This is a genomic window from Cupriavidus sp. UME77 (genome assembly GCF_014170355.1).
Taxonomy (GTDB): Bacteria; Pseudomonadota; Gammaproteobacteria; order Burkholderiales; family Burkholderiaceae; genus Cupriavidus; species Cupriavidus basilensis.
On record NZ_LZZU01000018.1, the window covers coordinates 160249 to 179127 of the forward strand.

General features: G+C 67.1%; 17 protein-coding genes. 9 read left to right on the forward strand and 8 right to left on the reverse strand.

What is annotated here, in order from left to right:
• Window positions 1–35 precede the first annotated feature (35 nt).
• From A9975_RS08145 to A9975_RS08165, 5 genes are all read left to right on the forward strand, one after another.
• A complete protein-coding gene (locus A9975_RS08145; protein ID WP_183032153.1) occupies window positions 36–284 on the forward strand; it encodes a DUF1289 domain-containing protein in 249 nt (82 codons plus the stop codon).
• Window positions 285–317: 33 nt separating this feature from the next.
• Window positions 318–506: a hypothetical protein gene (locus A9975_RS37995; RefSeq protein WP_255503108.1), complete on the forward strand. Its 189-nt coding sequence runs from the start codon at window positions 318–320 to the stop codon at window positions 504–506.
• 22 nt (window positions 507–528) lie between these two features.
• Window positions 529–1461, forward strand: coding sequence for an MBL fold metallo-hydrolase (locus A9975_RS08155; protein ID WP_183032154.1), 933 nt, complete (start codon window positions 529–531; stop codon window positions 1459–1461).
• A gap of 72 nt (window positions 1462–1533) precedes the next feature.
• Window positions 1534–2130: a GatB/YqeY domain-containing protein gene (locus A9975_RS08160; protein ID WP_183032155.1), complete on the forward strand. Its 597-nt coding sequence runs from the start codon at window positions 1534–1536 to the stop codon at window positions 2128–2130.
• A 171-nt stretch (window positions 2131–2301) separates the two neighbouring features.
• Window positions 2302–2910 (forward strand): GNAT family N-acetyltransferase, encoded by a 609-nt coding sequence (locus tag A9975_RS08165; RefSeq protein ID WP_183032156.1) that lies wholly within the window; start codon window positions 2302–2304, stop codon window positions 2908–2910.
• Between the two features lie 10 nt (window positions 2911–2920).
• Here the strand turns inward: A9975_RS08165 and A9975_RS08170 are convergent, their stop codons facing one another.
• Window positions 2921–3658, reverse strand: a complete 738-nt coding sequence (locus A9975_RS08170; RefSeq protein ID WP_183032157.1) for a GntR family transcriptional regulator — start codon at window positions 3656–3658, stop codon at window positions 2921–2923.
• A 158-nt stretch (window positions 3659–3816) separates the two neighbouring features.
• Here A9975_RS08170 and A9975_RS08175 point away from each other — a divergent pair, with 158 nt between their 5' ends.
• Together A9975_RS08175 and A9975_RS08180 are read left to right on the forward strand one after the other, a co-directional pair.
• On the forward strand, window positions 3817–5346 hold the full coding sequence (locus A9975_RS08175) for a DASS family sodium-coupled anion symporter (RefSeq protein WP_183032158.1): 1530 nt from the start codon (window positions 3817–3819) through the stop codon (window positions 5344–5346).
• Window positions 5347–5363: 17 nt separating this feature from the next.
• Complete coding sequence (locus A9975_RS08180) at window positions 5364–7772, forward strand: hypothetical protein (protein WP_183032159.1); 2409 nt, start codon at window positions 5364–5366, stop codon at window positions 7770–7772.
• Between the two features lie 68 nt (window positions 7773–7840).
• Here A9975_RS08180 and A9975_RS08185 read toward each other — a convergent pair whose 3' ends face one another.
• Window positions 7841–9427 (reverse strand): ABC transporter substrate-binding protein, encoded by a 1587-nt coding sequence (locus A9975_RS08185; protein WP_183032160.1) that lies wholly within the window; start codon window positions 9425–9427, stop codon window positions 7841–7843.
• Between the two features lie 291 nt (window positions 9428–9718).
• On the opposite strand from A9975_RS08185, the gene A9975_RS08190 reads away from it, so the two are divergent.
• Window positions 9719–10354, forward strand: coding sequence for a glutathione S-transferase family protein (locus A9975_RS08190; protein ID WP_183032161.1), 636 nt, complete (start codon window positions 9719–9721; stop codon window positions 10352–10354).
• Between the two features lie 60 nt (window positions 10355–10414).
• Here A9975_RS08190 and A9975_RS08195 read toward each other — a convergent pair whose 3' ends face one another.
• The 6 genes from A9975_RS08195 to A9975_RS08220 form a co-directional block, all read right to left on the reverse strand.
• Window positions 10415–12580, reverse strand: coding sequence for a TonB-dependent receptor (locus tag A9975_RS08195; RefSeq protein ID WP_183032162.1), 2166 nt, complete (start codon window positions 12578–12580; stop codon window positions 10415–10417).
• A 167-nt stretch (window positions 12581–12747) separates the two neighbouring features.
• Window positions 12748–13230 carry a hypothetical protein gene (locus tag A9975_RS08200; RefSeq protein ID WP_255503109.1) on the reverse strand — a complete coding sequence of 161 codons (483 nt, stop codon included), beginning with the start codon at window positions 13228–13230 and terminating at the stop codon, window positions 12748–12750.
• Entirely contained in the window at window positions 13220–14515 is a 1296-nt protein-coding gene (gene zigA, locus A9975_RS08205) for a zinc metallochaperone GTPase ZigA (RefSeq protein WP_183032164.1), read from the reverse strand. Before zigA ends, A9975_RS08200 begins: the two co-directional genes overlap by 11 nt.
• Before the next feature lie 266 nt (window positions 14516–14781).
• Entirely contained in the window at window positions 14782–15201 is a 420-nt protein-coding gene (dksA, locus tag A9975_RS08210) for an RNA polymerase-binding protein DksA (protein WP_006164034.1), read from the reverse strand.
• A gap of 588 nt (window positions 15202–15789) precedes the next feature.
• The gene (locus A9975_RS08215) at window positions 15790–16887 is read right to left on the reverse strand and encodes a GTP-binding protein (protein WP_183032165.1); all 1098 of its coding nucleotides are present in this window, start codon (window positions 16885–16887) and stop codon (window positions 15790–15792) included.
• Window positions 16888–16988: 101 nt separating this feature from the next.
• Window positions 16989–17510, reverse strand: coding sequence for a Fur family transcriptional regulator (locus tag A9975_RS08220; RefSeq protein ID WP_183032166.1), 522 nt, complete (start codon window positions 17508–17510; stop codon window positions 16989–16991).
• Window positions 17511–17657: 147 nt separating this feature from the next.
• On the opposite strand from A9975_RS08220, the gene A9975_RS08225 reads away from it, so the two are divergent.
• Complete coding sequence (locus tag A9975_RS08225) at window positions 17658–18557, forward strand: alpha/beta fold hydrolase (protein ID WP_183032167.1); 900 nt, start codon at window positions 17658–17660, stop codon at window positions 18555–18557.
• The last annotated feature ends 322 nt before the right edge of the window (window positions 18558–18879 follow it).

The window sequence follows — 18879 nt, forward strand, 5'->3', positions numbered from 1 at the left end:
CGTCATGCGCGCCATCCCGGGTGAGGCCTGAGGCGATGTCGCAAGCCACCCGCCTCGCCGCCGAGCTCACGCGCGGCGCGCAAGCCGCCCAGCGCGCGCAGCCCGTTGCGTCGCCGTGCCGCAACGTGTGCCGCATGGACGCCGCGAGCGGCTATTGCGAAGGCTGCCTGCGCACCATCGACGAGATCGCCGCATGGTCCGGCAGCGACGAGGCCGGGCGGCGCAGGATCTGGCTGCTGCTGCCGCAGCGCGCCGCGGCGTTGGCCGCAAGGGCGGCGCCATGATGCATCCCTCCCGCAACACAGCGTGACCCGGCCATGACAACCGCCATCGACTGGTACTTCGACCCGATCTCGCCGTTCGCCTACCTGGCGTTCGAGCGCTTGCCCCGGGCCTTGCCAGCCGATGTGTCGGTGCGCTACGTGCCGCAGCCGCATTGCCGGTTGGCGCGGGGCGAGCCGATGCGCCAGCGAGCAACCCAGCGGCCGCCGGCCGCCGGCCGCTGATCAGCCGACTGCCTACACACCGATGCCAACCACCTACACGTCTCCCGCCCTGCCCGGCACCATGCGCGTTTTCGAGCGCGGCTGGCTATCCGCCAACAACATCCTGTTTGTCGATGGCGATGACACCGCGCTGGTCGATTCCGGCTACGTCACGCATGCGCCACAGACGCTGGCGCTGGTTGAGGCCGGCCTTGGCGGGCGCGCGCTGCGGCGCCTGGTGAACACGCACCTGCACTCCGACCACTGCGGCGGCAACGCCACGCTGCAGCGCCGCTGGCAGCCGCGCACGCTGATCCCCGCTGCGGATGCCGAGGCGGTGCGCGCGTGGGACGTGGACGCCCTCAGCTACCGCGCCACCGGCCAGCAGTGCGACCGCTTCACTTTCGATGGCGTGGTGCAGGACGGCGACACCTTGCGCCTGGGCGGGCTCGACTGGCAGGTGGTAGGCGCGCCCGGCCACGATCCCCATGCCGTGATGCTGTTCGCGCCGCATGAGGGCATCCTGATCTCGGGCGATGCCCTGTGGGAAAGCGGCTTTGGCGTGATCTTCCCGGAACTCGACGGCGAGAGCGGCTTCGCCGAGCAGGCAGCCGTGCTGGCACGCATCGCCACACTGGATGTGCGCGTGGTGATTCCCGGCCACGGGCGGCCCTTCACCAACGTGGCGGCCGCGCTTGACGTTGCTGTTGGGCGGCTGGCCTACCTCAGCGCCGATGCCGGGCGTAACGCCACGCATGCCATCAAGGTGCTGGTGAAGTTCAAGCTGCTGGAGCAGCAGCGCATGCGGCGCGACGCGCTGCTGGCGTGGATGGCGCAGGCGCCGCTGATGCAGCGCATCCATGCGCGCTTCATGCCCGCGCAGGACATGGGGGCCATCCTGGAACGGATCCTGGCGTCGCTGGCCGCCGCCGGCGCGCTGGCGCTGGAAGGCGGCGAGGTGTACAACCGGGATTGAGCGGTAACACCGGTAACGTGGGCGCCACCATGTCCTGGCGCCAGTCCCTGACCCCTTGCGAGGAAACCGTCGATGCCTGCCTTTCCCGTCGCACTGCTTCGCCCCCTGGTCGCGCACCTCTCTCCTTCCACGATCCACGCGCATGGCGCCGACCTCGAGATCGAGCTCGCGCCGTTCGTGCTCGGCGGCGCGCCGGTGCGCACGGCGATCCGGCTCGACGGCATGAGCCTGCCTACCTACAGCCTGGAACAGCTGGCCGGCAGGCGCCTCGTGTTCCCGCTCAACCCGGAGCCCGGCTACATCGACGGCTCGCTCTACTTCGACGGCCGCCACCACGCGGTCGACATCAGCGAATTGTGCTTCGGCAAGCTCGACCCGCACGGCTTGCCGGTGACGATCGAGGGCCGCATTCATTTTGACGACGGCGCCCGCTTCGACGACACGGCACTGAGCCTGGCCGCCCGCATCGCCCGACCCCTATCCGACGCGGAGATCGACGCGCTGATCGACCGCGCCGCCGCCGATGCCGGCGTGGGCTCGATCCAGCAGTCCGGCAAGGTAATGGCCGCGCTGAGCCGCCACCCGAGCCTGCGCCATGCCGACATGGCGCTGCTGCATGCGCGCGTGCAGGCCAGGCTGCTGATCGGCGAAGCCATGAGGCCGAGATGAGGCCGAGAGATGAGGCTAAGAGATGCAGCGGGCGCGCGCGCCTGAGGCCGACAAGCGGGTCATTTGCCGCGATCTCCCGGACCGCCACACATAGATGCAGACTGCGCTGGTTACGTTGCTAGAAGGCCGCGCCGGCAAGTTCCCGCGCTGACCGAGTCCCAAGGATGCACCATGCAAGCCCTTCACGGCCAAGGCTTCCTCCTTCGCCCCTTCCGCTATCCCGACGTGCCCCAGTTCGTGGCCGCCGTGCACGAATCGCTCGAGACCGTGGGCAAATGGCTGCCGTGGTGCCACGCGGGCTATAGCGTGCGCGATGCCGAGAACTGGGTCGACCTGTGCACGGAGAGCATGGCCATCGGCGAGGCCTACGACATCGGCGTATTCGCCCCGGACGGCAGGGAGCTGTATGGCGGCGTCTCCATCAACCAGATCAACCGGGACTACAACTTCGGCAACCTCGGCTACTGGATCCGCCAGAGCCGGCAGCGGCAGGGACTGGGCGCGCGCGCGGCAGAGCTGATGGCGTGCTATGCCTTTCACCGCCTCGGGCTGACACGCCTGGAAGTGGTCGCCGCCGAGCACAACATGGTCAGCCGCGCCGTGGCGCAGAAGATCGGCGCGCAGTTCGAATGCATCGCCCGCAACCGGCTGGTGCTGCACGGCGTGCCGTGCTCGGCGGCGATGTACTCGCTGGTGCCGCCGTGGTACGGCAATGCCGGCCCGTCCCGGGACAAGGACAAGGACAAGAACAAAGATCAAGACAAGGGGGAGGCGAGATAAAAGGCGCCGCTCACGCCGGCACCCGCACGCCCCCCGCGCTATTGAGCGCGAACTCATACCGCTCCGACCGTATGGAAAACAGCGTGTGCTCGCAAACCGTGCCATCCGCAGTGAACGACGTGCGTTCCAGTTCCAGCAGCGGATGCGTGCGCGAGGTCTGCAGCACGGCCGCCAGGTGCTGGCCGGCCGAGCGTGCGCGGATGACGAGGTCGGCCCGATCGACCTGCATGCCCAGCAACTGCCCGATCAAGGTGTAGGACGGATTGCGCTCGGCATCTTCCCAGCCGGGCGTGGCATCGCAGGCAATGTGGGTCTCGGCGAGCGCAATCGGCTCGCCATCGAGACGATGCAGGCGCTGCAAGGCGATGCAGTGGCCGAGCGCGGCGGGAAAGATGCCGCGCAGCCGGGCCGGCACGGCGATCCGCTCCAGCGCGACCAGTTGCATCTCCGGCGCGTGTCCCTGCAACACCAGCGAATCGTAGAAGCCGCGCAGCGTATCCAGGCCATGGCGCAGCCGCTTGTCGACCACGAAGGTGCCTTTGCCTTGCTTGCGCTCGACCAGGCCAGCGTCAACCAGCCGCGTGATCGCGAGGCGCACCGTGACCCGGCTCACCCCGAATCGCTCGCCCAGTTCGGCCTCGGAAGGTAGCTTTCCGGACGGGTCGAAGCGCCGCTTCTGGATTTCTTCGCGCAACAAATTTGCGATCTGCTCGTACAGTGAAATGGCGTTCTCACGCGCAACACTCATGTAAAACCCTGTTGTATCAATGGCTTGTGAAAAACAGCATAACAATATGCCAATGCCTTCGTTGGACATCTTGTATTAAAACGTATTATTGCCTTCCAAGGCCGGACTGACCAGTGCGGCGTCTTACGTGCGTATCGGGAAACCGCCAAGGAGCCGCAGTGAACTCTCCCCTCAATCCGCCATCGGCGCATTCGCGAGCCGGTTGGCAAGCATACCTGCACAAGCCGCCGGCCTGGTTCCGGCCGGGTCCGTTGCTCAAGGCGCAGCTGGGCTTCGTGGCCGCGTGGATTGCCTTCTTCGCCATCCTGTTCGTGCTCCCGCAGCCGGAGGGCTTGCCGCCCGCGGGCCGCGCCACGCTGGCGGTGGTGGCCTGGGCGAGCCTGGTCTGGATGAGCGAGGCCGTGCCGGTTGGCGTGAGCGGCATGCTGATCCCCGCTCTGCTGGTGCTGGCGCATGCGGTGACGCCGTTCTCCAAGGCGGCCAGCGGCTTTGCCACGCCCGTGGTGTTCCTGTGCCTGGCGGCGTTCATCTTCTCGGCCATCATGCAGGCGGCCGGACTGGACCGGCGGATCGCCTTGTTCCTGCTCGACAAGCTGAAGACGCGTACCGCCAATGGCGTGATCTGGGTGATGTTCGTGGTCAACTTCGTGCTGGGCTTTCTTGTGCCGGCGGCCAATGCGCGCGCGGCGACGTTGCTGCCGGTCGTCAACGGCATCGTGGGCCTGTTCGGCGACTCGCCGCGTGAGCGCAGCGCGAAGAAGGCCATCGTGATCCAGTCGCTGGTGTATGGCTCGATGATCAGCGGGATGTGCATTCTCACCGCGCACCTGCCCAATATGGTGATCGTCGGCCTGCTGCAGAAAAACCTTGGCCTGCACATCTCCTATCTCGACTGGTTCAAGCTGCAATGGCCGTACCTGGGCATGTTCGTGCTGACCCAGTTGTGGGTGCAGTTCTACTTCAAGTCGCGCGCGGTGCGGTTGCCTGGCGGCCAGGCGGCGATTGCCGCCGAGCGTGCCGCGTTGCCGCCGGCAGGTGTGCAATCCAAATCGATCCTGGCGGTGTTTGCCGTGGTGGCCGTGCTGTGGGCGACCGAGTCGTGGCATGGCCTGCCTTCCGAGATCGTGGCCTTGCTCGGGCTGGCGGCGCTGTTCGTGCCCGGGGTGACGGGACTGGGCTGGAGGGACATCCAGGCACGCACGATCTGGGGCACGTTATTCCTGCTGGCCGGCGCGCTTAGCCTGTCCTCCGCGATTGGCGAGACCGGCCTGGCGCCGTGGGTGGCCGACTGGCTGTACCGCTTCGCGGCGGGCCATCCGTGGTGGCTGGCGTTGCTGATCGTCATGCTTGGCACGCACGTGGCGCGCCTGGCCATGCTGTCCAACGTGGCCGCCGTGACGATGATCGCGCCGATCATGCTGGCGCTGGCACCCAAGCTCGGGCTGCATCCCGCCGCGTTCACCTTGCTGGTGTGCGACAGCGACAGCTTTGCCTACATCTTGCCCACGCAGATCACCGCGGCCGTGGTGGCGTATAGCAGCGGCACCTTCACCACGGCGGACTATGCCCGCGTGGGCGTGGTGTCGGTGCTGATCGGCATTGCCTACGGCCTGCTGGTCATGGCGCCCTGGTACGCCCACCTGGGCATCCCGGTGTGGGATGCCAGCGCGCCGTGGCCATTTCATTGACATCGGAGTTCCCCCCAATGACCGGCAAGACAACATTGGCCGCGCGCTACGCCGCGCTGCGCGAGCGCCTGGGCACGCATCACGCGCCCGCCGGCCTGTACGAGCAGAACAAGGCGCTGCCGTTCGCCGGCCGGGTGAGCTGCTCCGTGAGCCGGCTGGAAGCGGGCGAATGGGCCGAGATCATCCTCGACTACGAGGTCGGTGCCTCCGGCGTGGCGGATGGCGCGTGGCTCAAGGCGACGTTCAAGTTCTACTCCGACTGGGCGCTGTTCCAGACCACCGACCCGGGCGGCGCCAATTACATCAGCGCCGAATACCAGGCCGCGCCGCTTGTGCCTGGCCAGAGCCCCGCGAGCGTGCAATCGCTCAACGTGCGCTTCGAGCAAAAGGGGCATGAGCGCCCGTTCCAGAAAGCGATCATCGTCGATGTTGTCGATGGTTACCTGAATGCCGGCGATCACATCCTGATCCGCCTTGGCGACCGGCGCCGCGGCGGGTCCGGCACGCGCGTGCAGACCTTTATCGAAGACAGCTTTCGCTTCCGGCTTTATGTGGACCCGCTAGGCACTTCGCGCTTCGTGGCGGTGCCGGGCGATGCGGTGATCGATATCCACGCCGGGCAGCCGGCGCAGGTCCTGCTGCAGGCGCCGCGCTTTGCCCGGCCGGGCACGCCGTTGCCGCTCAGGGCTTCGCTGATGGACAGGTGGGGCAATATCTGCGCCGCGGCGGGCGGCTCGATACGCCTTGCCGCGTGGCAAGGCTTTGAGCTTGTCCACCAGCGCGATTATCCCGTGCCCCAGGCGGGCTGGGCATCGGTGGGCATCGACGACCTGCCCGCCAGCGCTGGCACGCTGCGCCTGGAAGCTACCCTGGCGGATGCGCCCCGCGTTGCCAAGGGCTCGGCCTGGCTGACGGTCTTCGACGCAGCCGATGCGCCGCGCGCCTTCTACGCTGACTTGCATGTGCATGCGCACGACACGGTCGGCACCAATAGCCCGGCCTACAACGTGGCCTATGCGCGCGACGTGGGCGGCATCGATGTGTTCGGCTACACCGTGAACGATTTCCAGATCACCGATGCCAACTGGCAGCTTGGGCTGGAAGCCGTGGAAACCTTCAACGAGCCCGGCCGCTTTGTCGCTTACCCGGTGCAGGAGTGGTGCGGCAGCTCCACGGCCGGCGGGGATCACAACGTCGTGTTCCTCGGCGACGGCACGCCGGATTTTCCCTACAACGCCCGCGGCGAACACAATCGCACGCTGGTCTGGAACGAGGACATGAAGGGCACCGCGGCCGAGCTGGGGCGCTGGCCGGTCGAGGAGCTATGGGACGCCTATGTCGGCGCGCCCGAGCAGCACCTGATCATGCCGCACGTGGGCGGGCGGCGCTACATCCCCGACTGGCATCATCCCGAGCTGGAACGGTTGGTGGAGATCGCTTCCAGCTGGGGGCATTTCGACTGGCTGTATCGCGATGTGATGGCGCGCGGCTACCAGCTGGGCGTGGCAGCCAGCGGCGACGAGCACCGTGGCCGCCCCGGCGGCGGCCCGCCCGGCGTGCAGGTGTTCGGCGTGCGCGGCGGGCTGACCGGCGTGCTGGCCGAGCGGCTGGACCGGCAGGCGATCGGCCGTGCCCTGCGCGCGCGCCACACCTGGGCCAGCACCGGCGAGCACACGGCGCTGCTGGTGCGCTGCGGCGACTTCGTGCAGGGCGATGCGTTCTCGCTGCCGGCCTCGCATCGCGGCCCGGCCCGGCTCGACTATCGCTTTCTCGGCCAGACCGGCTGGGAGTACCTGGCGGCCTATGATCACAATGGCTTGATCTGGGAGCGCAACCTGCATCGGGAGGCGGGCTTCTCCGAGCGCCTGATCCGCGTGCGCTGGGGTGGCGCGCGGATCCGCGACCGCTATCGCTGGGCCGCCTGGCAAGGCCGCATCCGCATTCTCAATGGCACGATCAACCGCTTCGGCGGGCACGGCTTCGAGCATCAGGAAGAAGCCTGCTGGCGCGAAGGCGCGACCGACATCGGTTTTCGCAGCGATACCTATGGCGACGCGGACAGCGTGGAAATCGACGTAAGCAACCTCGCTGCCGCGCGCATCGTGATCGAAGGGCACATCGACAGCTTCATCAAGGTGGGAGATCCGCTGCAGCGCAATCCCTTCGCCCACGCGCCGGATTTTCGCTGGGAGGTCAGCGGCGCCGAACTACTCGCCAATGACAGCCTGCGGCTGGACCTGGGCGGCACGGAACTGTTTATCGCGCTGGAGCGGCTCACCGACAAGGCATTGCCGGTGGACGTGAGCGGCGTGGTCGACGTCGAGCCGGTGAACGGGCCCCATGGCCACCGCCCGGTGTACTTCCATGGCCGGGAACGAGACGACGGCAAGGTGTGGTCGTCGGCTCAGTTCATCACCTTCGCGTGAGGCATGGTGCGCGACGATGGCGTGACCGGCGCGCTGGCGCGCCGGTCATCGGGGTGGCGGGCTAACGCTCAGGAGCCTTTGGTGATGGCGAATGCGTAGGTGCGCTCATCCTGGCGCGGCACCACCTTATACCCCTTCTTCGCCGCCCATACGTTGATCTGGAAATACAGCGGGATCACGCCGTAATCCTTGATCCCGATCTCGGTCGCGTCCTGCAGCAGCTTCTCGCGCGCGCGATCGTCGATGGTGGTCAGCGCCGTGGCCAGCTTGGCATCCAGCGCAGGATTGCTGTAGCGGCCGCGATTGGATGCGCCCCAGCCCTTGGCCGGATCGTAGGTGGCCAGCAGCGACTTCAGCGACGAGCCAGCCTCGCCCGTGTCCGCGCCCCAGCCGGCAAGCATGAAGGAGAACTCCAGCTTGTTGGCGCGCGTGAAGAACGTGGCCGACGGCATGGCTTCGACCCGGGTCTGGATGCCGACGCGCGCAAGCATGGAGGCAATCGCCTGCGCGACTTGTTCGTCGTTGACGTAGCGGTTGTTGGGCGCGTGCAGCGTGAGCGCGAAGCCGTCGGGATAGCCCGCGTCCGCCAGCAGCTTCTTGGCGCCCGCGGCGTCGAAGGTGTCGGGCTTGAGGCCCGGCACATGGCCGAACAACGTGGAGTTCACGAGCTGCCCGGTGGGCTCGGCAGCGCCTTCCATCACGCGGTCGACGATGGCCTGGCGCGAGATGGCGTGCGAGATGGCGGCGCGCACGCGCGCATCCTTGAGCGGGTTCCTGGCGAGCGGCTTGCCGGCCTTGTCGGTGACGAAGGGCGTGACGTCGCGGTTGCTGTCCAGGTGCAGGTACATCATGCGGAAGGTCGGCACCTTGAACACGCTCACGCCGGGATCGGCGGAGAGCTTGCGGATATCCGAGGTGGGCACGTTCTCGATGACCTGCACGTCGCCGGCGAGCAGCGCGGCCACGCGCGGCGCGTCGTTGGTGAGGATGCGCAGCGATACGGTGTCCCACTCCGGCTTGTTGCCCCAGTAGCTGTCGTTGCGCGTCAGCTCGATGCGGTCGCCCTTGCGGAAGCTGACGAACTTGTACGGGCCCGTGCCGACCATCGCGCGGCCGCTGTTGAAGTCGTCGCCGCTGGCGTTCTCCGCGACCTTCTTGGACAGCATGTAGATGGTGGAGAGGTCATTGGGCACCAACGGGTAAGGGCCGTGGGTGGTGATGCGCACGGTCAGCTTGTCGACCGCGGTGATGTCCTTGAAGCCCTTGGTGTAGATGGTGTACGGCGACGGGCTGTTCTTGACCGTGGCGGGGCGGTTCAGCGAGTAGACCACGTCGGCCGAGGTGAACTCGCTGCCGTCGTGGAACTTCACGCCGGGGCGCAGCTTGATTTCCCAGGTGGTATCGTCGACCGGTTTCCACGACAGCGCCAGCGCGGGCTTGAAGCGCATCTTCTCGTCCTTGGCGATCAGGGCCTCGAACATATGCTCGGCCACATTCGCGTTGGGCGTGACGTTGTGATAGTGCGGATCCAGCGAGGTGATGTCCCCCGACATGCCGATGGTGAGGCTGGCAGCAACAGCGGCTGGGGAGAGTGCGGCGCAGGCGAGGCTTGTGGCAAGTGCTGCGGCGCCAAGGGCGCGGCGGATGATCGTCATCGATGGGTCCCTGGTAGGCAAGATGCTGTGCAGGCATTGTCAGGAGATGCAGACATCCATGTCAAGGCGGGCAGACCCGCAGCGCCGGATGCACCGGGGCGAGGCGGCCATGCACAGCGAGCGTGCGGTTTTGCGGGGTGTTTGCCCTGCCGCGTGGCACAAGCTTCCGGCTCTCCGACTGCCGGATATCAACTGTTAGGCGGCAAACCGGCGCAACTGTGCCTGTGCGGCCTGACAGCCCGGCTTTATATTGGAGGCCATTCTCTTTGCGCCACGCGCGCCTCCCTGCCCATGCTAAAGATCCTCGGAAAGGCCTCCTCCATCAACGTCCGCAAGGTGCTCTGGTGCTGCGACGAACTGGGCTTGCCGTTCGTGCGTGAGGACTGGGGCTCGGGCTACCGCGCCACCGATACGGCGGAGTTCCTCGCGCTGAATCCGAACGCGATGGTGCCTGTGATCGACGACGACGGCTTTGTGCTGTGGGAGTCGAATTCCATCATCCGCTACCTGGCGTCGCAGTATGGCAATGGCGATGGCGATGGCGCCATCTACCCGGTTGCGGCGCGCGAGCGCGCGCGGGTGGACCAATGGATGGACTGGCAGGCGACGGAGCTGAACAACGCGTGGCGCTACGCCTTCATGGCGCTGGTCAGGCAATCGCCGTTGCACCGGGACGAGCGGGAGATCGCGGCTTCCATTGCCAGCTGGTCACGGCATATCGGCATCCTCGAGCGCCAGCTCGCGGTGACGGGCGGCTATGTCGCGGGCGAGCGCTTCACGCTCGCGGATATCCCGATCGGCTTGTCGGTAAACCGGTGGTACGCCACGCCGTTGCCGCATCCGGACTATCCGGCGGTGGCGGATTACTTCAAGCGGCTTGGCGCGCGGGAAGGGTTTGCACGCCATGGGTGCAACGGCGTTGCCTGAGGCAAGAAACGGGGCGCAACACGCGCCCCGTTTCTTGTTTCTTGCCAGTTGCGCAGAGGCTTAGAACGTCGTGCGCACGCCCAGCTTGACGCTGCGCCCTGCCAGCGGCGCGATGTCGCGCAGGATCGAGGTGGCGCTGCGGGCGTCCTGGTTGGTCAGGTTGTCGCCGCGCAGGTAGACCAGCGTCTGGGTGCCTGCCATCTTGAACTTGTACGTGATGGACACGCCAAGCAAGGTGTATGCATCGGTGGGCGTGTCATTGGATGGCACGCGCGTCTGGCGGGCGGCGTAGGTCACGTCCGCGCGCGCGCCCCACGGGCCGGCGCCGTACACCACCGCGCCGCCCAGGCGCAGCGGGGACAGGCGCGGCAGCGGCTCGCCGGTGTTGCGGTTCTCGCCGCGCACGTAGTCCGCGCGGGCCTCCAGGTCTACCGTGTCGCTGCCGGTCAGCAGCTTTTGTGCGACGCGCGCCTTGCCTTCGGCCTCGAAGCCGTACAGCGTGGCGGGCACGCCCATGTATTGCATCACGGGCAATGCGCCGGCGCTGCCGGGCGTGACAAAGTCGCCTTGCGCGTCGCGCGCGGTGCCGGTATTGGTGAGCGCCAGGTAGTTCCCGAAGCGGCTGTAATAGCCCGACAGGCCGGCGCTGTGCGGGCCCGACTTGAAGCGTACGCCCAGGTCCAGCGAGGTTGCGCGTTCCTTGTTGGCGTTGGGGTCGCCTTGCTCCCACGAACCGGTAGCCACGTGGGGGCCATTGGCGTACAGCTCGTAGAAGGTCGGGGCGCGCTCCGTGTAGGCCAGGTTGCTGGTCAGCGACCAGGCCGGCGCCAGTTTGTAGAGCAGGCCAGCGGAGGCGCTGGCGGCGTTGAAGCTGCGGCTGGCGTCGGAGAAGCGGTCGTTGCCGTTGGCCTGCGCCTTCACGCTGGTGTGGTCGATGCGCCCGCCCAGGTTGAGCTTGAGGTCGCCGCCGGCGCTCAGGGGCATCTCCTCGAAGACGAACAGGGCGGCATTGTCGGTGTCGGTGCTCGGCACGAAGGCTTCCTCGCCCAGCGCCGAGAAGCGGGTCGAGCCAAACTGGGTGCCGATCACGCCCGTCATATTGCCGATGCGCGCGTGCTTTGCCTCGAAGCGCGCGTCCCAGCCGTTGTTCTTGAAGATGGTGCCGGTCTGCCCGGACTCGATCTCCTTGTGCTCGTAGTCGGTGTAGCTGAACTTGCCCTTGACCGATTCGATGAAGCCGCCGGTATTGCCGGCCAGGTTGCGCGCTTCGCCCTCGAGCGCGAAACGTTGCTGGCGCATCTGCAGCCGCACGGTGTCTTCGGCGGGGGTGCCGTATTCGTTGTGGTACTCGCTGTAGTTGGCGCCGACAAAGCCGTCGGCCCAGGTATAAGCGCCGCCCAGCGAGCCGCCCGACTGCTGCGCGTTGCTGTTGGGCAGGCGGCCGTAGGCCTCGCTTTCGCCTTCCGGCAGCGGCTGGCTGTTGCGCAGGCTGGCGCTGCGCGCATAGCCGGGGATGCGCAGGTTGCTGGTCTTGCGGGCGAAGGCGTCGGCATGGATGGCGATCTGGCCATTGCCGGCCTCGAGCAGGCCACTGGCGTTGCGCGCGCTGTCGCCGCCGGCGGTGGCGCTGGCTTCCACCGCGCCGCCGATGCCCTGGATTGGCTCCTTCGGGATGCGGTTGTCGATGACGTTGACCACGCCGCCGATGGCGTTGCCGCCGTACATCAGCGCGGCCGGGCCGCGCACCACTTCAATGCGCTCGGCCACCAGCGGATCGATTGGCACGGCGTGGTCGTTGGACAGGGTGGAGGCGTCGACGGTGGTGCCGCCGTTCTGCAGCACCTTGATGCGGTCGCCGTCCAGGCCGCGGATGATCGGGCGGCTGGCGTTCGGGCCGAAGTAGCTGGAGGACACGCCGGGCAGCTTGTCCAGGGTGTCGCCCAGCGTGCTGCCCTGGCGCACGACAAGGGCATCGCCGCCGAGGGTGGAGACCGGCGCCACCAGGTCGGTGAGCTCGCTGCCCAGCGGGTTGGCCGTGATGACCACCTCGCGCAGCGTGGCAGGGGCGGGGGCTGCCGGGGGTTCCGGGGCTGCCGGAGCCGTCGATGCAGCCGGGGCGCTTTGCGCGAATACGCCCATGGAAACGGAGGCGGAGGCGATCAGGGCCGCCACGGCGGCGAGCGGCGTGCGCCGCAAGATATTGGTTTGTTGGAGGCGGAAAGACATGGCTCGCATTGTTATTGGATGCTTTCGAGCGCGTGGCACCAGCGTCCGGATGCCGGCCGCGCGCCGTCCTGCGCTAGATGCGCGGGACGGCGGCGGGCAGCAAGGTTCAGGAGCGCGGCGCGATGCGACAGGCGGCGGGCGGCGGCTTGGCAACCGCGGCCCGGGGTTCAGGCGAGAGCGTGAACGGCCGGAGGGGCGCGCGAGCGGAAAGGCTGGGGATGTTGCAGGTCGGGCCGGCGCCAGCCCACGCTGAACGGCACCGGCGATTGCAGGTGCGTGAGCGCCGGCACGACCGGCGTGCCGCAATGGCTGGCGGCCACTGTGGCGCCGTCGAACAAGACGCAGAAGTGCCCCGCCAGCTTGAGCGAGAACGGCAGGTCGGGATTGGCCCGGGCGCTATCGGTGACCTGGATTTCGTCGTCGTCGTCGTCGTCGGCGGCGGCGGCGGTGACAGGCAGGGCAGCCGCGCCGTGGCTGGCGGCAGCTTGCAGCGGCAGGCTGAGCAGCCCGCCGTGATGAATACGGTGTGTCAGCCCGGCATGCTGGGCCAGCAGCAGGCACAGCGCCAGCCAGAGCGCAGGCCACAGGCCGAGGCCGCGCTGGCGCCGGCGCTGCAGGCGCTGCCAGGGCCGAACGGCGTCAGTGGCCATGCCCGCCGTGATCGTGGCCGTGGTCATCGCAACCACAGTCGTCGCCATGCTCGTGGCCGTCATCGTCCAGGCCGTCGTCCCAGCTCGGGAACGGGTCGGCGTACTGCGCCCAGGCATCCGGGCCGGCTGCCATTTCCGCATCGGTCAGCAGGCAGGCGTCCAGCAGCGCTTCGAGTGCGGGGCGGTCAAGGTCCTGGCCGATCAGCACCAGCTCCTGGCGCCGGTCGCCAAAGGGCGCGGGTTTGCCATCCACCGTCATATCGGCTTCGAGCTCGGCGCGGCCTGCTTCGTCTTCCGGCCATTCGGACGAATCCAGCGCGGCCCACCAGGCGCCGGCGCCACCGTGGCGGCATACGCCGCCTGCCTGGCCCCAGGTGCCGGCCGCATGCATGCGCGTGGCCAGCCAGAAGAAGCCCTTGGAGCGCAGCACGTTGCCATGCTCGCGCAGCCACTCGGTGTGGATCAGGTCGGCGAAGCGCTGCGGATGGAAGGGGCGGCGGCGGCGGTAGACGAAGCTGCCGATGCCGTAGGCCTCGCTCTCCGGCACGTGTTCGCCGCGCAGTTCCGCCAGCCAGCCCGGGGCAGCGGCGGCAGCGTCGAAGTCAAAGCGGCCGGTGTCGAGGATGCTCTCCAGCGGTACCTTGCCGAAGCTGGCCGGCACGATGGCCGCGCGCGGGTTGAGCGAATGCAGGATGCCGGCGAGGCGTTCGCGTTCGGCCTCGCTGACGAGGTCGAGCTTGTTGAGCACGATCACATCGCAGAACTCGACCTGCTCGATCAGCAGGTCGACCACCGTGCGGTCGTCGTCCTCGTCGCGCGCCTGGCCACGGTCCTGGAGGAAGTCGGCTTCGTTGAAGTCTTGCAGGAAATGCGCGGCATCGACTACCGTCACCATGGTGTCCAGGCGGGCGACGGTGTCCAGCGCCACGCCTTGCTCATCCTCGAAGGTGAAGGTCTCCGCGATGGGCAGCGGCTCGGCGACCCCGGTCGACTCGACCAGCAGGTAATCGAAGCGGCCCTCGCGCGCCAGCTTGCCGATCTCGGTCAGCAGGTCCTCGCGCAGCGTGCAGCAGATGCAGCCATTGGTCAGCTCGATCAGGCGCTCGCCAGCCTGCGCCAGCATGCCATCGCCAAGCAGGCGGGCGTCGATGTTGACGTCGGCCAGGTCGTTGACGATCACGGCCACCCGCTTGCCTTCGCGGTTGGCCAGAACATGATTAAGCAGGGTTGTCTTGCCGGCACCGAGGAATCCGGACAGCACGGTGACGGGCAGGCGATCGGCCATGGCATCGAGTCGCGCCGGGGTTGGGGCGCGCGTTATTGCAACAAAGTTGCGACTGTATCAGAAAGCAGGGGGGAAAGCAGGCAATTCGGAGGGCGCGATGGCCGCACGAATCCCGGCGTTCCTAATGATAGGCCCGTGCCTGTGACACCACAAAGGCGAAAGATGAATGGCGGCGATGCCTGGCGGTGTCGTGCCGCTCAAACAAAACGGCCCGGAGAACCGGGCCGTCTGGCGCGCGGGGCGGCAAGCCCCGGGCAGTCGCGGAATCAGTCGCCGAACAGCTTCTGGCGCAGTTCGCGGCGTTGCTGGGCTTCCAGCGACAGCGTGGCGGTGGGCCGGGCCAGCAGGCGCGGCACGCCGATCGGCTCGCCGGTTTCCTCGCACCAGCCGTAGTCGCCGGACTCGATGCGGGCCAGCGATTGCTCGACCTTCTTGAGCAGCTTGCGCTCGCGGTCGCGCGTGCGCAGTTCCAGCGCGTGCTCTTCCTCGATGGTGGCACGGTCCGCCGGATCCGGCACGATGACCGTTTCGCGCAGGTGCTCGGTGGTCTGGTCGGCGTTCTTCAGGATATCGTCGCGCAGCTGCTCAAGGCGATGTTTGAAGAAGCCGAGCTGCGCTTCGTTCATGTAATCCTTGTCGCCCATCTTCAGGATTTCAGCTTCAGTCAGAAGTTTATTGCTGCTCATGGTTGCTGCTGATTCTCTTGTTGGTGCGACCGGCGGCGTCTTGGTCCGCTCGGGTGCAGTGTCCGGCCGCTTGCGCGGCGCGGAGGTTTCGCTCTGGCTGGCTGCAGACTGGCTGCTGTGCGTGCCTCCCTTGGCCTCGCCCGCACCGGCGTGCGCCGTACTGCCGCGGGGAGCAGGCGCAGCCTCCATGGACTGCGCCTTCAGCGTCTCGGCCGCAGCGCTGCTGCTTTTGCTGCGGCTTTGTTTCGTTTTCGTTGCGGCTACCATGGGACACCTCTCTCTCGCGTCGATCGATGACGGCGCGTGACGGGTGCCCCAAGCGGAGGGCGGTCTCCGCATAAAGCACTGCGACCGCACCTGCCGGCAGCCCGCCTCATGCTGACGACGACCGCCGCCCTGCATTGCGGGCACCGTCGCCAATCGCCTGTTGCCAAAAGACAAAAGGCTACGTTACCCGCACTAAATCCAGCCTATTGTACTTGAACAAAAAATTTGGAGATATGGGAGAAAAGCGGGGAGTTTTCCCTGATATCCCGGCCCCCCTCCGACGAGGGGGGGCGGCAGGGCGGGCGGCGCTGGCCGCCGGCTTCAAGCCAGGCAGGTGGCCAGTCCCTTCAGGATGGCGTCCTTGGGGAGGTCCACGCCAATGAAGACCATCTTGGTACCGGGGGTTTCATCGCCCCATTTTGCGCCGATATCGCTGCCCATCAGCTGATGCACGCCCTGGAAAACCACTTTCCGGTCCACCGCATCCATATAGAGTACGCCTTTGTAGCGCAGCAGGCTTTCTCCGTAGACCGACAGGATGCCAGACAGGAATTCCTCCAGCTTGGCGTAATTGAAGGGTTTTTCGCTGCGGAAGACAAACGAGCCGATGCGGTCGGTGTGGTGGTGGTGATGGTGGTGGTCGTGCTTGTGATCATGGCCGTGATCGTGGTGGTCATGATGGTCATGGCCGCAGTCATCGGCGCAGTGGTCGCCATGAGCGTGCTCGTGCGCATGGTCGTGATCGTGCTCTTCGGCCTCGGCACGCAGGAAATCCGGGTCGATTTCCAGCTTTTCGTTCAGGTTGAAGCCCCGAAGGTCAAAGATTGTGTCGATCGGCGCTTCGCCGAAATGCGCTGTGCGCACGGGCGCGCGCGGGTTCATGTGCAGCAGGCGGTGGCGCAGGTCGGCGATCTCGCCTTCCGGCACCAGGTCGGCCTTGGTGATGAAGATGGCGTCGGCAAAGCCAACCTGGCGCTGCGCTTCTTCCTGCTTGTCGAGCTGCTGGTTGGCGTGCTTGGCGTCCACCAGGGTGATCACGGCGTCCAGCAGGTAGCGCTGGGCGATCTCGTCGTCCATGAAGAAGGTCTGGGCCACCGGGCCCGGATTGGCCACGCCCGTGGTTTCGATCACGACGCGGTCGAAATCGATCTCGCCGGCGTCGCGGCGGGTCATCAGCTGGGACAGCGCTGCCACCAGGTCGCCGCGGATGGTGCAGCAGATGCAGCCGTTGCTCATCTGCACGATCTGCTCGCGGCCATCCTGCACCAGGATCTCGTTGTCGATGTTCTCTTCGCCGAACTCGTTTTCGATCACGGCGATCTTCATGCCGTGCTGCTCGCTCAGGATGCGCTTGAGCAGGGTGGTCTTGCCGCTGCCGAGGAAGCCGGTCAGGATCGTGACCGGGATCAGTTTGGACATTGTTTTCTCCGGGAAGGGATGCCGCTTTGGCCTGTCGTGCGCGGGGTAAGTCGGGTTTGGGTAACTTGTTCGTTCATCTGGCGAGCGGGCGATGACGCCGCTCAGCCATGCTTGCCAGGGGTGCGTGCGCCGCATTCGGCGCAAACGCCATTTACGGTCAGCTCCACGTGCTCCACGGCAAAGCCGCTCGGCACCTTGGGCGCGGCTTGCGCCGGCGCGCTGACGCCGTCCAGGCAGAAGGTGCGGTCGCAGCGGTTGCAATGGAAGTGGCTGTGCTGCCGGTGCACCTGCGCGCGGGCAGCCTCATGCTCGACCAGGCTGAAGCGGAAGACCCGGTCGTGGCCGGCCCGTTTCTGGGCCAGCCCTTGCTCGACCAGCCAGTCGAGCACGCGGTACACGGTCACGCGGTCGATCGCTTCGCCATCGGCCGGCATGCGGTCGATCACGGCCTGGTGGGTCAGCGGCTCATGGCTTTCCATCAGGCAGGCCAGGATGCCAAGGCGCGGCTGGGTCACACGGGCGCTCAGCTCGCGCAGGCGTTCGTGGGCGGCGTCCAGGATGGCCGGCGCGGGGGGCATGGCGGATCCAGGCATGGCCTGGGTGGGGGAGGGGCTGCTGCTCATGGACCGATTTAACCATAGCGCCCCGGGTGATGCAATTCAGTTGCGTCGACTCGGCGCCCTGGCGCCCATCCCCGGCCCGCGCTCCGTCGCGCCAGCGGTTTGCGTCTATTATCGCCAGCAGGCCCCCGAGACCCGAGGAGACACTATATGCAGAACGACGCCAGCGCCCTGCTGTTCCCCAACTTCGAGCCCTTTCGCCTGCATATCGGCGAGCTGGAGATCGCCGGCGTGCGCGGCGGCTCCGGGCCGCCGCTGTTGCTGCTGCATGGTCATCCCCAGAGCCACCTGATCTGGCACAAGGTGGCACCCGCGCTGGCCGACCACTTCACCGTGATCGCTACCGACCTGCGCGGCTATGGGGGCAGCAGCGCGCCGCCGGGCAAGGCCGGCTTCGAGACCTACAGCAAGCGCGCGATGGCGCAGGACCAGGTGGCGGTGATGGCGCAGCTGGGTTTCGACCGCTTCGCACTGTGCGCCCATGACCGCGGCGCGCGCGTGGCGCACCGGCTCATCGCGGACCATCCAGGCCGGGTCACGCGCGCCATGCTGTTGGACATCGCTCCCACGCTGGCCATGTACGAGCGCACCAGCATGGCATTTGCCACCGCCTACTGGCACTGGTTCTTCCTGATCCAGCCGGCGCCGTTCCCGGAAACGCTGATCAACGCCGAGCCCGAGTTCTACCTCAACAAGCTGATGGGCCTGCGCCACGCCGGATTGAGCCCCTTCGCGCCCGAGGCGATGGCCGCCTACACCGCTGCGATGCGCGATCCGGCCCACGTGCACGCCATGTGCGAGGACTACCGCGCGGCAGCCACCATCGACCTGGACCATGACCGGGCGGACCGCGCCGATGGCCGCCGGCTGGATTGCCCGCTGCGCGTGCTGTGGGGCGAGCATGGCGTGGTGGCGCGTTGTTTCGAGCCATTGTCGCTGTGGCAGGAGGTGGCGAGCGAGGTCAGCGGCCGCGCGGTGCCCTGCGGGCATTACATCCCGGAGGAGGCGCCCGGGGTGCTGCAGGAGGAAATGCTCGGCTTCTTCCGTTGATCTTCCGTTGATCTTCTGCTGAGCTTCCGTTGGTCTCTTTGGGTTCTCCTGTTGAGCACCGATTCCCGCAAGCTGCGACGAGTTCGATACATTTGGCGGGCCTTTGCGAAGAAATGTCTTAGCGGGTTATTCCGGATATTTGCCACTTTTCGACATTGATAGCATTGCGCTCCGGTCGCGCGGCCCAAGCCGCCGCGGCCATATGCGCTGTGCCCGCGTCATGGTCGGCGCTGCCGCCCGGATCGGGCTGGCAGCGCAGGAATGGCAGTGTCCGACAGGGCGCGCCACTCCGGCCGGGGCAGTGTCGGGACGGGAATAGAAG

Coding starts and splice junctions, on each gene's coding strand:
- A9975_RS08145 (WP_183032153.1), top strand. CDS start 36: ATGTCGCAAGCCACCCGCCTCGCCGCCGAGCTCACGCGCGGCGCGCAA.
- A9975_RS37995 (WP_255503108.1), top strand. CDS start 318: ATGACAACCGCCATCGACTGGTACTTCGACCCGATCTCGCCGTTCGCC.
- A9975_RS08155 (WP_183032154.1), top strand. CDS start 529: ATGCCAACCACCTACACGTCTCCCGCCCTGCCCGGCACCATGCGCGTT.
- A9975_RS08160 (WP_183032155.1), top strand. CDS start 1,534: ATGCCTGCCTTTCCCGTCGCACTGCTTCGCCCCCTGGTCGCGCACCTC.
- A9975_RS08165 (WP_183032156.1), top strand. CDS start 2,302: ATGCAAGCCCTTCACGGCCAAGGCTTCCTCCTTCGCCCCTTCCGCTAT.
- A9975_RS08170 (WP_183032157.1), bottom strand. CDS start 3,658: ATGAGTGTTGCGCGTGAGAACGCCATTTCACTGTACGAGCAGATCGCA.
- A9975_RS08180 (WP_183032159.1), top strand. CDS start 5,364: ATGACCGGCAAGACAACATTGGCCGCGCGCTACGCCGCGCTGCGCGAG.
- A9975_RS08185 (WP_183032160.1), bottom strand. CDS start 9,427: ATGACGATCATCCGCCGCGCCCTTGGCGCCGCAGCACTTGCCACAAGC.
- A9975_RS08190 (WP_183032161.1), top strand. CDS start 9,719: ATGCTAAAGATCCTCGGAAAGGCCTCCTCCATCAACGTCCGCAAGGTG.
- A9975_RS08195 (WP_183032162.1), bottom strand. CDS start 12,580: ATGTCTTTCCGCCTCCAACAAACCAATATCTTGCGGCGCACGCCGCTC.
- A9975_RS08200 (WP_255503109.1), bottom strand. CDS start 13,230: ATGGCCACTGACGCCGTTCGGCCCTGGCAGCGCCTGCAGCGCCGGCGC.
- zigA (WP_183032164.1), bottom strand. CDS start 14,515: ATGGCCGATCGCCTGCCCGTCACCGTGCTGTCCGGATTCCTCGGTGCC.
- dksA (WP_006164034.1), bottom strand. CDS start 15,201: ATGAGCAGCAATAAACTTCTGACTGAAGCTGAAATCCTGAAGATGGGC.
- A9975_RS08215 (WP_183032165.1), bottom strand. CDS start 16,887: ATGTCCAAACTGATCCCGGTCACGATCCTGACCGGCTTCCTCGGCAGC.
- A9975_RS08220 (WP_183032166.1), bottom strand. CDS start 17,510: ATGAGCAGCAGCCCCTCCCCCACCCAGGCCATGCCTGGATCCGCCATG.
- A9975_RS08225 (WP_183032167.1), top strand. CDS start 17,658: ATGCAGAACGACGCCAGCGCCCTGCTGTTCCCCAACTTCGAGCCCTTT.